Origin of the sequence: Bradyrhizobium frederickii (assembly GCF_004570865.1) — a bacterium.
In the GTDB taxonomy this organism is placed as follows: domain Bacteria; phylum Pseudomonadota; class Alphaproteobacteria; order Rhizobiales; family Xanthobacteraceae; genus Bradyrhizobium; species Bradyrhizobium frederickii.
The window spans coordinates 150,788-163,610 of sequence record NZ_SPQS01000013.1 but is presented as its reverse complement, the minus strand read 5'-3'; the positions used below and the strand labels follow the sequence as shown (position 1 = coordinate 163,610).

Genomic DNA, 12,823 nt, shown 5'->3' with positions numbered 1-12,823 from the left:
GCCACGTCGCTTTCGTCGTCAGGGCAAGATGTCATCGAAATTCAAGGCAATTACCGGCACCGTGGCGACCGCCGCGCTGCTCTCTTTGTGCTCGCCCGCACCTGCGCAGTCGATCTTCGCGCAGTCGGATGATGCCGACCCCGAGATGCGGATCGAGCGGCTGGAGAACCAGCTGCGCCAGCTCACCGGCCAGAACGAAGAGCTGCAATACCGCAACCGCCAGCTCGAAGAGCGGCTGCGGGCGCTCGAGGGCGGCGCGCCGGCCGCGCCCGGACAGGCGCCCAATGTCGCCGCCATGCCGCCCGCCCAGATCGCACCAAGTCAGGTCGCGCCGGGCTATCGCCAGCCGCAGCAGCAGGCCGTGCAGCCGACTTACGAGCAGCCGCAGATCGCGTCTCCCGCACCGATCGTTCAGGAGCAGCCGGCGCCGGGCGCCCCCGGCACACGCCGCCGCGGCGATGCCTTCGACCCCAACCAAAACCCGAATGCGCCCGGCGCGCCGCGCGCGCTCGGCGGCGGGCAGCAGCCGATGCCGGCAGGCAGTCAGGTCGGAGCACCCGGCGGCCACATCGGCTCGCCCGGCGGCCGCGGCGCCGGCGAGCCGCTCGATCTCGCCAACACCAGCCCGCGCAATCAGCCGCAGGCAGCGCCCCCGGCGGCCCAGCCCGGCTATCCGGCGCCGGCGGGCGCCACCGGTTTGACCACCCTGCCGCCCTCGGCAACGCCGCGCGACGAGTTCGATCTCGGCATCGGCTACATGCAGCGCAAGGACTATGCGCTCGCCGAGCAGACCATGAAGAATTTTGCGCAGAAATATCCGAGCGATCCGCTGCTCGGAGACGCGCAATACTGGCTCGGCGAGAGCTACTTCCAGCGCCAGCAATATCGCGACTCCGCGGAAGCCTTCCTCGCCGTCACCACCAAATACGAAAAATCGGCCAAGGCCCCGGATGCGCTGCTCCGGCTCGGCCAGTCGCTCGCCGCCCTGAAGGAGAAGGAGGCTGCCTGCGCCGCCTTCGGCGAGGTCGGCCGCAAATATCCGCGCGCCTCCGCCGGCGTCAAAGCGGCCGTGGACCGCGAGCAGAAGCGGGTGAAGTGCTGATCCACCGCGCGGATCACTGACAAAGCGGATGGCGCTGCGTTAGATTGCGCCCGCCATTCGCTGGCGATTGCTGGGCAGCGTCATGTCAGACGATGACATTTCTCCGATCTCCACCCGCGAGGCGAGCCGCCTCTTCGCCGGCCTGAAGAGCGCGCCGGCGCTGGTGCTCGCCGTCTCCGGCGGGCCCGACTCGGTCGCACTGATGTGGCTTGCTGCGCGCTGGCAGCGCAGCCTTGCGCGCGCGCCGCTGCTCACCGTCGTCACGGTCGATCACGGCCTGCGGCGCGAGGCGGGGCGCGAGGCGCGCGAGGTCGAGCGGCTCGCCGCCGAACTCGGACTGCCGCACCGGACCCTGCGCTGGCGCGGCGTCAAGCCGAAGACGGGGCTGCCGGCGGCCGCGCGCGAGGCGCGCTACCGCCTGCTCGCGGAAGCCGCCCGTGCCGTCGGCGCGAGCCATGTGCTGACCGCCCATACCCGCGACGACCAGGCCGAGACCTTGTTGATGCGCCTGTTTCGCGGCAGCGGACTTGCGGGACTGTCGGCCATGGCCCCTCTCAGCGAGCGTGACGGCATCGTGCTGGCGCGGCCGCTGCTCGACGTCCCGAAGGCGCAGCTGGTCGCGACCTTGAGGCGGGCCAAAATCGGCTTTGCCGACGATCCCACCAACCGCGACCCCGCCTTCACCCGGCCGCGGTTGCGCGCGCTGCTGCCGCTCCTCGCGGCCGAGGGCGGCAATAGCAGGAATCTGGCGCGGCTTGCGACCAGGCTGGCGCGGGCCAATGCGGCGGTCGAGGTGCTGGCCGACGGCGCCGAGCGCTTCCTTCGTTTGCGGGATCGCGGCGAAGCGCCGCAGGCGGGAGAGCGAAGCTTCGAGGCTTCTGCCTTTGCCGCCCTGCCGGATGAGGTCCGTCTCCGGCTCCTGCTGCGGGCCATCAACGCGCTCGGGCATGAAGGGCCTGCGGAACTCGGCAAGGTCGAAACCCTGATGTCCGTGCTGGATCAGGCCATTGCGGCAAGTCTGCGCGCCCGCGCCAGTCGTCGCCCGGTCCTGAAGCAGACGCTTGCAGGAGCCTTGATCAGCCTTGCCGGCGGGCGTATCCACATCGCACCGGCGCCGGCTAGGCGCCGCAAGGGCGGATAGGCGTGGACGAGGGCGGATCATGACACCAGCCATTTCGGCCCCGCACCGTCAGGACACCTTAACCAGGCAGGAAAAACCCCGCTCTGGGCGCCATTTTTTCAGCGGGAATCGCGCTAAGATGGGCTAAATAGTCCCATCTCATTCCCTTGGCAGCGACCCGGGCGGCACCTAGATTGTATGCGTCTAACCGAGAGGATTCCTTGGGGATTTTCTCTAGCTTGCCCAAGTAGCTCCTGAAGGACCAGGCCGCGATCCGCGCGACCACGAAGGAAGATCGATGAACGCCAATCTGCGCAATTTCGCCCTCTGGGTCATCATTGTTTTGCTGCTATTGGCGTTGTTCACGCTCTTCCAGAATCCGGGCCAGCGGGCCTCCTCGCAGGACATCGCCTTCTCGCAGCTCTTGAGCGAGGTTGACCGCGGCAATGTGCGCGACGTCGTGATCCAGGGACCGGACATTCACGGCACCTTCACCAACGGCTCCAGCTTCCAGACCTACGCGCCGAACGACCCGACGCTGGTGAAGCGCCTGTATGACAGCAAGGTGCAGATCACCGCGAAGCCGCCGGGCGACAACGTGCCGTGGTTCGTCTCGCTGCTGGTCTCCTGGCTGCCGTTCATCGCGCTGATCGGCGTGTGGATCTTCCTGTCGCGGCAGATGCAGGGCGGCGCCGGCAAGGCGATGGGCTTTGGCAAGTCGCGCGCCAAGATGCTGACCGAAGCGCATGGCCGCGTCACCTTCGAGGACGTCGCCGGCGTCGACGAGGCCAAGCAGGACCTGCAGGAGATCGTCGAGTTCCTGCGCGACCCCGGCAAGTTCCAGCGCCTCGGCGGCCGCATTCCGCGCGGCGTGCTGCTGGTCGGCCCTCCCGGCACCGGTAAGACCCTGATCGCGCGTGCGGTCGCGGGCGAAGCCAACGTGCCGTTCTTCACCATCTCGGGTTCGGACTTCGTCGAGATGTTCGTCGGCGTCGGCGCCTCCCGCGTGCGCGACATGTTCGAGCAGGCCAAGAAGAACGCGCCCTGCATCATCTTCATCGACGAAATCGATGCCGTCGGCCGTCACCGTGGTGCCGGCCTCGGCGGCGGCAATGACGAGCGCGAGCAGACGCTGAACCAGTTGCTGGTCGAGATGGACGGCTTCGAGGCGAACGAGGGCGTGATCCTGATCGCCGCGACCAACCGCCCCGACGTGCTCGATCCCGCGCTGCTGCGTCCGGGCCGCTTCGACCGCCAGGTCGTGGTGCCCAATCCTGACGTCGTCGGCCGCGAGCAGATCCTCAAGGTTCACGTCCGCAAGGTGCCCTTGGCGCCGGATATCAACCTCAAGACCATCGCGCGCGGCACGCCGGGCTTCTCCGGCGCCGACCTGATGAACCTCGTCAACGAGGCCGCGCTCACCGCCGCCCGACGCAACAAGCGGATGGTGACGCAGGCCGAGTTCGAGGAGGCCAAGGACAAGGTGATGATGGGCGCCGAGCGCAAGTCGCTCGTCATGACCGAGGAAGAGAAGCTGCTGACGGCCTATCACGAGGGCGGCCACGCCATCGTCGGCCTCAACGTGCCCGCGACCGATCCGATCCACAAGGCGACCATCATCCCGCGCGGCCGTGCGCTCGGCATGGTCATGCAGCTCCCCGAGCGCGACAAGCTGTCGATGTCTCTGGAGCAGATGACCTCGCGCCTTGCCATCATGATGGGCGGCCGCGTCGCCGAAGAGCTGATCTTCGGCCGCGAGAAGGTGACCTCGGGCGCCGCCTCCGACATCGAGCAGGCCACGCGGCTGGCTCGCATGATGGTGACCCGCTGGGGCCTGTCGGAAGAGCTCGGCACGGTCTCCTACGGCGAGAACCAGGACGAGGTGTTCTTAGGCATGTCGGTGTCGCGGACGCAGAACGCCTCCGAGGCGACGGTCCAGAAGATCGACTCCGAGATCCGCCGTCTGGTCGAGGAAGGCTACAAGGAAGCGACCCGCATCCTCACCGAGAAGCATGCCGACCTCGAGGCGCTGGCCAAGGGCCTCTTGGAGTTCGAGACGCTGAGCGGCGACGAGATCGTCGATCTGCTCAAGGGCAAGAAGCCGAACCGCGAATCCGTGCTCGAGCCGACCACGCCGCGCGCCTCCGCGGTGCCTCCGGCCGGCAAGTCGCCGCGCCCGCGGCCCGATGCGGATCCCGGCCTGGAGCCGCAGCCGCAGGCCTAGTGGCGAGCGGCAGATGAGATTGAAAAACGCGGCGGAAACGCCGCGTTTTTTGTTGGCTGGCTGCGCGTTCCAGGGGCGAGCGACGCGGGCGCCGCTTGAGGCGGGCGACCGACGCGGAGCGCCTGAACCCGCCTTCGCGCGGCAAATGCGCGAAACACTCAAGAAGAACTTAACGCTTGCGTCCTACTTTGGCCCGCCATGACTGACCAGGTCGTCCACAGCGCGGTTCAACCGTTTTCGGCACGTGCGGCGCTGCCTTGGGCCGTAGGGCTGGTCGTCTATGCCGTGCTGCTGGTGGCCGGGCCGCGGCTGCTCGGTGATCCCGACAGCTATTCTCACATCGAGGTCGGGCGGTGGATCATCGCACACGGCACGCTGCCGGCGAGCGACCCCTTTTCCTTTTCGATGCACGGCGCACCCTGGATCACTTTCGAATGGCTGTCCGAGGTCATCTATGCCGGGATCTATGCGCTTGCCGGATGGCCAGGCGTCGTCGCCCTCGCGGCCGCGGCGATCGCGCTCGCTTTCGGCCTGTTCACGTCCTTCCTGCTGCGCGAGCTCTCGCCGACCCTGACGCTGCTCATGGTGATCGCAGCAATCGTCCTGCTGGCGCCGCATATGCTGGCGCGGCCACATGTCTTGGTGCTGCCGCTGATGGTGACCTGGGCCGCGGCGCTGGTCCGCTGCATGGACCGCCGCGGCCCTCCGCCATATTGGGCCCTGCCGCTTCTGGTGCTGTGGGCCAATCTGCACGGTAGCGTGGTGTTGGCGCTTGGCCTGATCGGCCCGGCGGTGCTCGAGGCATTGCTGCGTGAAGAGCGCGCCCAATGGCCGCGCGTGCTGCTGCGGTGGCTGCCATTTGTGGCACTTGCCGTCGCTGCGTCCTGCCTGACGCCGCACGGGCCGGAACCGCTGCTGATGCCGCTGACGACGCTCGGCCTCGGCTCCGCGCTCGCCTGGATCGGAGAATGGCGGCCGCAGGACTTCAGCCACGTCAGTGGCTTCGAATTGCTGCTGCTCGCCGGCATCTTTGCGCTCTCGCGCGGCGTCACGCTGCCGGTCGTGCGGGCCTTGGTGGTGATCGGCCTGCTTCATTTCGCGCTGGCGCAAATCCGCAATGCGGATCTGCTGGCCATGCTGGCGCCGCTCTATCTGGCGGCTCCGCTGGGTCGGACGTTCGGCGGGCCGGCCGAGGATGGTGCAACGGTCTCGCCGCGCGGCCTGAATTGGGTTGGGCTCGGTCTGTCGATTGCAATCAGCGGGGTGGCCTTGGCGCGTGACGTCCGGCCGGCTCCGGCCATCACACCCGAGGCCGCCGTCGCCCAAGCCAACCTCGCCAAGGCGGGGCCCGTGCTCAACGATTATTCCTTCGGCGGCTATTTGATCTTTGCCGGCATTCCCACCTTCATCGACGGTCGCGGCGAGCTGTACGGGGGCCCGTTCATCAACCGCTACAATCGCGCCCTGGCGCTGATCGACCTGGACGATTTTCTCAAGCTGCTCGACCAATACAACATCGGCGCGACGCTGCTCGCACCGCGCACACCGGCGGTCGCGATGCTCGACCGGCTGCCGGGGTGGCAGCGCGTCTACAGCGACGATGTGGCGGTCGTGCACAAGCGGCGGGATACGCCGCAACGCTAGGTTCAAGCGGTCCCGAAGGCGGCGTATTGGCCGCCGAGCCACACGCCGCTCAGGGCGTCTTCGAGGCGCCGGGCCGGCTTGCTGTCCCAGGGCAGCAGCAGGAAATGCCGCGCGCCGATCTCGCGCAGGCCGCTGGCTGCCATCAATTTCCGGGTCGTGCCGGCCCCGAGCAGGACGGCGTCCCGGTCGAACTCACAGCGCGCGACGGCAAGCCGCGTCAGCGGGTTGTACGGATTGTGCTCGATCACGCAGACGAGTCCCCCGGGACGCGTCACGCGGCGCATCTCGGCGATGAACTGCGCCCATTGCGCCGGCACGATATGGTGCATCACGCAGATGGTCGTAACCAGGTCGAAGCTGGCATCGGCAAACGGAAAAGCAGCGCCGTCAAACTCCCGGTAGTCGACCTCGCCATTGCGCGCGCGCGCCTGCGCCAGGCTGGCCGAGGAAACGTCGATGCCGCTCAATCGGCCGACCATGCCGTGCAGCAGCGGGTGAAGACTGCCGACGCCGCAGCCGACGTCCAGCATGTCGGGCTTCTCAACGTCCAGCCGCTGCGCGATCAGATCGCGCAGCAGATCGGCCTTAGCGCGCATGAAGAAATCATGCGGCAGACCCGAGAAGTCGATCGAGGACTGGACCACGTCACGGTAATTGTCGTGATAGCCGTCGAACAGCTCGGTCATGCGCTGGATCACTCGTTGACGGCGTGGATCGCGGGCGTCGCCGCCGTCTCGTCGCGATCGAAGCCGACGCGTGCCTGCACCACGTAGAGCGGGCGGCGTTTCACCTCGGCATGGATGCGGCCGACATAGAGCCCCACGATGCCCGTCATCAGCATGTTGATGCCACACAGCAGCGACACGACGACGATCGTCGAGGACCAGCCGGTCACGAGATGACTGTCCTTGCCGAGCCACAACAGGACAACCCAGCCGCCGTAGAGCAGCGCGAGCCCGGACACCGTCAATCCGCACCAGATGGCAAGCCGCAAGGGCAGATCGGAAAAGCCGAGCGCGGCGTTCACCGCCAGCCGGACCATCTTGAACAGCGGGTATTTGGTTTCGCCGGCGGCGCGCTCGAGGCGGTGGAAGGCGACCTCGGCCTGGCGGAAGCCGAGCCAGGCGATCATGCCGCGCACGAAGCGATCCTGCTCCGGCATCTGCCGGAGTGCCTCTAGCACCTTGCGATCGATCAGGCGGAAGTCGCCGACATCGGCGGGGATGCCGACGGAGGACATCCTGCCGAGCAGCCGATAGAACAGATGCGCGGTCGCACGCTTGAAACGGCTTTCGCCCTCGCGCGACAGGCGGCGGGCGTGGACGATGTCGTTGCCCTCCTTCCACTTCGCGATCAATTGCTCGATCACTTCGGGCGGATCCTGCAGATCGGCATCCATGACGATGATCGCGTCACCTTGCGCGGCGTCCATGCCGGCGGTGATCGCGATCTGATGGCCGAAATTTCGCGACAGGCCGATGTAGCGAAAGCGCGAGTCGCGCGCGGCGAGCGCCCGTAGCACGATCGAGCTGGAATCGCTGCTGCCATCGTCGACGAAGATTGCTTCTGCCGGCCCGTCGAGCCGGAACATGACCTGGTCGAGCCGGCGCAACAGGACCGGCAGCACGGCTTCCTCGTTGAACACGGGGATGACGAGGCTGTAGCGGATCGATCTGGAATTGGCCGCCATGCGAAGGGTTCCGGCTGGGTTGCAGAGGCGGGAGTCTATAAGCCGGTGGTTAAGGTCGCCTTGCCGCAAATGTTAAGGGTCTAGGGCCTGGGGTATTGGCGGGAGGGACGGGCCGAGAGGCGGGGTCCGGTTAACCACGCTTGGGACGCGCCGGCTTCGGTCTAGGATTTGCGGCGGATCCTGTAGAGAACAAATCGCGCCGAGGTCTCCAGCACCTCCAGCCGATCCGGCAGCGGATTTGCGGCCGGCGATCCCAGCACATAGAGGTAGTCGAAATCCTGGGACCAGGTGCGGATAAATGGCGGAATGTCCGCCGGTGGCTGGCCCGTCGCGATCGCGGCCAGCAGGCCCGACTGCACCGGCCCTCCATAGGGAATGGAAATCTTGCGCACGGCCTCACGCGGCCGCACGGGCTGCTTGCCCACCTCAGTGAACAGGTTGGGCACGAATGCGCCAGCATAGTGCACGGCCAGCGTCGGCGCATAATACATCGGATACGAGGTGAGGTCGGCGAAGGGCGGGTCGCCATTGTCGTCCGTGCTGCCGACGAGGACGCGTGAGCCGCGATCGATCTTCTGGAACGAGGCGATGATCGACGCGTAATCGGCGCGGTAAGGCAGCCAAACCGAAAGAACGACGGCGAGATTGAGCAGTATGATGCCGCTGATACCGGCGAGCGCAGCCATTCTCCACGCCCGGTTCGGCAGCGACAGCGAGCAGAAGGCGGGCAGGATCAGAGCCGCGGCGGGAATCACGCGAAGATCGACGAACGAGGTTCCGAACAGCTTCGAAGGTATGACAAGATAGAGGAGCGTAAAGCCGACCGCGAGCCAGATCCCGGCCGTATCGAGCCTGAGGGCGCCGCGTCTCGCGGCGAGAAGCAGCGCGATCGTCAGCGCCAGTCCGGTCGCTGCCGCTGTCGTCAGATTGTAGCCGTTCATGATGCGGAGCGGCCAGACCGGCTTGAATCCCAGGAACCAGCTCGTGCCTTCGCTTCCGACCGAACCTGCGGTGACGTGCATGATCGCAAACAGCGCAAGCGCCGGGAGCGCCAACGCGCCAAGCCGCGCGGCCGCGACGGAATAGGCGACTTGCCGCTGGCGAATGTGCGACAGCTCGAAAAGGCCGAGCGTCGCGCCGTAGATGCCGAGCGAAAAGAAATGCGCCACGTACAACGCGGCGACGAAGATCAAATTGGCGGCGAAGCGCAGCGGCCATGGGCCTTCTGCCAGCATCAGATAAACGGCGATGCCCCAGAGCGCGAGGCCCAGGCCGAACTCGAAGTTCACGAAGCCCCAGCTGAACGGCAGGCAGTAGAGGAAAGCCAGCGCAGCGAAGCCGGCAAGCTGAACCCGTCCCTTCCTGACCCATTCAAGCAGCAGCGCGCCGGAGACGATCAGCAATTGGCTCAGCAGCAGAAACAACCGTGTGGCGCTCTCGACGCTGATCAGCCGCGCCATCTGCGGGACCAGCAGATCCATTCCAAGGTTGGGATAGAACGCCCAGGCCACCTCGTAATGCGGATTGGCATCGGGGGTGCCGCTTTGGCTCAGAATGTACATGCGAGCGAGGTGATTGGGATAATCGACCATCGCGGGAATGGGGGTCAGCAGCACCGGAAGAAACGAGACGGCCGCCAGCATTGCAAGAACCGCAATCGCCACCGATCGGTCGGAGCCGAGAGGAGCCGGAATTGTCAAGGCCGGCCTGTCGGATCCGGAGGCGGCGCGGCCGCGCCCTCCGCGTAGTCTCGGACATGAATGACGGCAATGTCGTCCGCATAGATCCGCTTCCAGCCCTTGAGCTGGTCGAGGATCTGCGGGCCGGGCGCATCGGCGACCAGGAGCGTTGCGTCGATCTTGTACTCATCGAGCAGGCGCGGCAGCAATTCGGGCTTCTTGCCTTCCGTCGCCTTGAAGAAGTCCACCACGAATTTCTCGCCGTAGAGCTCGGCGCGGCCGTCGATGAAGACCGGAATATCGCGCGAGATCAGATAGCCGCCGAACTGATAGGCGTTGAAGATGCGCTGCACCTTGCGTTGCTCGAGCAGGTCGACCGCCGCAACCGGGGTGTGCGTCATCGTGAAGCTGAAGCGATGGTGCGCCATGTAGAGCGACGTCGAGGTCCAGCCAGCCGCCACGATCATCAGCGCGCCTGCTGCGGTGACATAGCGGGCTGGCCAGCGATCGGCGCCCGTGGCGTCAGCCGGCGCGCGCTCGAACATCTCGCCGAGCGGCTTTGCCAGCACCAGCGGCACCAGGAACGCAAATACCTCGATGCTCCTGACATGGGTCAGCGCGCTCCAGGTCAGGAACAGGATCAGGAAGATCCGGGGCGCCGACAGCACGAGACCGCGATAATAGCCGAATGCGATCAGGCCGAGCAGGGCGCCTTCGAACGGGGTGAACGTGGCGAAGTTCGCCGGCATCCATTCGAAGATCAGCGACAGCAGCTCGCCGAGGCCGAGGATGCTGGTCGCGCCCTGGAGCGTCCGCCAGCCGTAGGGCGTGCAGCAACTCGCGATCAGCGCGCCGATTCCGAACAGCACCCAGCGCATGAACAGTCGAAGCCGTCGTCCCTTCTCGGCATGCTCGACCGCCTCGAGCGAGATCGGGCCGATCAGCGCCAGGCCCAGCACGAAACCGCCGTGCAGATTGGCCCAGAGCGCCATCAGCGGCAGCCAGTACCAGGACGGCGCGCTCCTGCGGTCGGCGGCCGCCATCAGCAGGCCGATCCACGCCACCATGACGGGCAGCGCCAGGATATGCGGACGCGCCAGCACGTGGTGGGCCGACAGCAGCAGCGCCAGCATCGCGAAAAGCACGGCGCGTGGGGCCTCGATCTGCGCGCCGAGGAGGTAGACGAAGATCGCTACCGCGAGCGCGACCCCGAGCGCGGTGAGGATGACGGGACCTGCCCAGTCCCATTGCGCATGGGAGGAGGCGAACAGCACCTGCGACAGCCACGACGTCGAAATCCACGGCGTGCCCGTTCGCGTGAAGGAATAGAAGTCGATGGTGGGCATGGCGCGGTGATCGACGATCCATTGCCCGATCTTGATCTGCCAGAACGTGTCGGAATCCTGCAGCCGCGTGTCGCCGAGATAGAGGAACAGCAGATAGGCGGCGGCACCGGCGCACAGCGGCACCAGGGCCCTCGCGCGGCTCTGCACCGCGATGCCGTCGGCAAAGGAAAGCGACATGCCGCCTCGTCGTCCTGTTGTTCTTGTTGGTCAAGCATGATCCGGACCCGCAGCGCCGCGTAGCGCGAAGTGTGGTGCGGCCTTTCCGAGAGATCACGCTCGAACAACGCCGTGAAACGCGACGAACGATTGATCTCGTCGCGCTTCAGTTCGAGCCGGTGGCATTGGACCACGGCGGTCATAACTTCGGGTAAACCCGCAGCGCCATGTCATGTCCCGACAATTTAACAGATTGTTTTAGATTCGATTTTACCATCGGCCCACACACGCGATCCGCCCGGTGTTTACGCAGTCGAATTAACTGCGGCGCAATTCTTTGCCTCTACGTTCGGTTCCATGGTCGGCGGCGCTGGGAAGCCGGAGAGACCAGATCAGTTGTAAGCCTCGTGTACTCATTTGGAGCACTCTATGAAGAACCTCGTTGCGCGTTTCGTGAAGGATGAATCCGGCGCCACCGCCATTGAATACGGCCTGATCGCCGCCGGCATCGCGCTGGCAATTATCACCGTCGTCAACAATCTCGGCAGCACGCTGAACACCAAGTTCACCGCGATCTCGACCGGCCTCAAGTAAAGCCGGACGACCCAGGAATTTCGGAGAGCCTCGTCCTTGACGGGGCTCTTTTCTTTTTGACGGGGCTTGTGCGTAGGGCTTGTCAATTTCATTGCCTCCGTATTGTTACGAGCCCGCTTTAAGATCTCGGTAAGAAGTGTAGTTATCGATCTTACAACCCTGGCACGGTAGTTTTATGTGTTGGCAGTGGCCGCGCTGCGGAGCGTGCCACGCGTTTGTTGGTCACTGTCGCGCCATGCATCTCGTCGCGAATCCCAGGGACCCCGCGGGGCGGCATCTTGGCTACTTTCGGGAAGCAGGATCCGCAGCGAGGTAGAGCGAGCAAGGCCTGATCAGCCTTCGCCGTCAGGGCTGGCGCTCCAGTCCAGTCGCCGCGACGCTCCACGCATTTCCCATCTTGTCATTCACCCTGAATAGTTGTTCAGTCCTTGCGGGGCGATTTGCATCTTTGACGTGACGAAGCGTTCGGCCGCAGGGCGTGCGGCTGGCGTGTGGGACAGGAAGCGCGCCATGGTTTATCGGCGGACGCATCAAGTGGTGAAGCGCCTTGCGGCGCGGCGCAGCGCGATTCTGGCGGCGGCGCGAGAGACGGCGGCGGAGGGCGGCATGGCGGCGGTGCAGATCGCGCCGGTCGCGGTCCGGGCCAACGTCGCGGCCGGGACGGTCTACCGCTACTTCCCCTCCAAGGCCGAGCTGATCTCTGAGCTCATTGCTGAGGTCTCCCGGGACGAGCTCGCGGCGATCCGGCGGGCGGCCGACGCCGCGCCGGGCCCGTCCTCGGCATTGGCCGCGGCCGTGACGACCGTGGCGGTGCACACCCTGTCGCAGCGCAGGCTCGCCTGGGGCATCCTGGCCGAGCCCGTCGACGTCGATGTCAGCGCCTCGCGCCTGGCCAGCCGGCGCGAGATCGCGGGCGAGATGGCCGCCCGGATCGACGCTGCGGTGCGGGCCGGTCACCTGCCGGCGCAGGACACCGCGCTCGCCGCCACCGCCTTGCTCGGGGCGCTGCATGAGGCGCTGGTCGGGCCGCTGGCGCCCGACAATCTCGATGATCCCGCCAAGCTACGCGATGCGGTGCAGACCGTGACCCTGCTGGCGCTGCGCGCGGTCGGGGTCATGGACGCCCGCGCCCGCGGCCTGGTGGTGCAGCAGACACTGCTGCCGACGACGAAGGCGCTGGTTGGCGCGTAAATTCGCCGCGCGAGCGAGGCGGCAGCCTCATCCCGCTCAGTTCGTTGACCGGGCGCGCCTTTTCGTGAAACCGCAGC

The 12,823-nt window shown here is 66.3% G+C and carries 10 protein-coding genes; 6 read left to right on the top strand and 4 right to left on the bottom strand.

Translation table 11 applies throughout. The features are described 5' to 3' along the window. The first annotated feature begins 28 nt into the window (after positions 1-28). The 4 genes from ybgF (at position 29) to E4K64_RS23170 (ending at position 6,090) form a co-directional block, all read left to right on the top strand. Positions 29-1,102, top strand: a complete 1,074-nt coding sequence (ybgF, locus tag E4K64_RS23185; RefSeq protein ID WP_135165585.1) for a tol-pal system protein YbgF — start codon at positions 29-31, stop codon at positions 1,100-1,102. 82 nt (positions 1,103-1,184) lie between these two features. Further along, positions 1,185-2,243 carry a tRNA lysidine(34) synthetase TilS gene (gene tilS / locus E4K64_RS23180; protein WP_135165584.1) on the top strand — a complete coding sequence of 353 codons (1,059 nt, stop codon included), beginning with the start codon at positions 1,185-1,187 and terminating at the stop codon, positions 2,241-2,243. Positions 2,244-2,520: 277 nt separating this feature from the next. Further along, the gene (gene ftsH, locus E4K64_RS23175; RefSeq protein ID WP_097659839.1) at positions 2,521-4,446 is read left to right on the top strand and encodes an ATP-dependent zinc metalloprotease FtsH; all 1,926 of its coding nucleotides are present in this window, start codon (positions 2,521-2,523) and stop codon (positions 4,444-4,446) included. Positions 4,447-4,644: 198 nt separating this feature from the next. Continuing rightward, positions 4,645-6,090 carry a hypothetical protein gene (locus tag E4K64_RS23170; RefSeq protein ID WP_135165583.1) on the top strand — a complete coding sequence of 482 codons (1,446 nt, stop codon included), beginning with the start codon at positions 4,645-4,647 and terminating at the stop codon, positions 6,088-6,090. Between the two features lie 2 nt (positions 6,091-6,092). On the opposite strand, the gene E4K64_RS23165 is transcribed toward E4K64_RS23170, so the two are convergent. The 4 genes from E4K64_RS23165 to E4K64_RS23150 form a co-directional block, all read right to left on the bottom strand. Further along, a complete protein-coding gene (locus E4K64_RS23165; protein WP_167772205.1) occupies positions 6,093-6,776 on the bottom strand; it encodes a class I SAM-dependent methyltransferase in 684 nt (227 codons plus the stop codon). 8 nt (positions 6,777-6,784) lie between these two features. Further along, the gene (locus tag E4K64_RS23160) at positions 6,785-7,780 is read right to left on the bottom strand and encodes a glycosyltransferase family 2 protein (RefSeq protein WP_135165581.1); all 996 of its coding nucleotides are present in this window, start codon (positions 7,778-7,780) and stop codon (positions 6,785-6,787) included. A 161-nt stretch (positions 7,781-7,941) separates the two neighbouring features. Next, a complete protein-coding gene (locus E4K64_RS23155) occupies positions 7,942-9,444 on the bottom strand; it encodes a hypothetical protein (RefSeq protein ID WP_135165580.1) in 1,503 nt (500 codons plus the stop codon). Between the two features lie 32 nt (positions 9,445-9,476). After that, positions 9,477-10,982, bottom strand: coding sequence for a hypothetical protein (locus E4K64_RS23150; protein WP_135165579.1), 1,506 nt, complete (start codon positions 10,980-10,982; stop codon positions 9,477-9,479). A 408-nt stretch (positions 10,983-11,390) separates the two neighbouring features. Here E4K64_RS23150 and E4K64_RS23145 point away from each other — a divergent pair, with 408 nt between their 5' ends. Both E4K64_RS23145 and E4K64_RS23140 read left to right on the top strand, forming a co-directional pair. Next, complete coding sequence (locus E4K64_RS23145; protein WP_126258786.1) at positions 11,391-11,555, top strand: Flp family type IVb pilin; 165 nt, start codon at positions 11,391-11,393, stop codon at positions 11,553-11,555. A gap of 510 nt (positions 11,556-12,065) precedes the next feature. Next, positions 12,066-12,746, top strand: a complete 681-nt coding sequence (locus E4K64_RS23140) for a TetR/AcrR family transcriptional regulator (protein ID WP_135165578.1) — start codon at positions 12,066-12,068, stop codon at positions 12,744-12,746. The last annotated feature ends 77 nt before the right edge of the window (positions 12,747-12,823 follow it).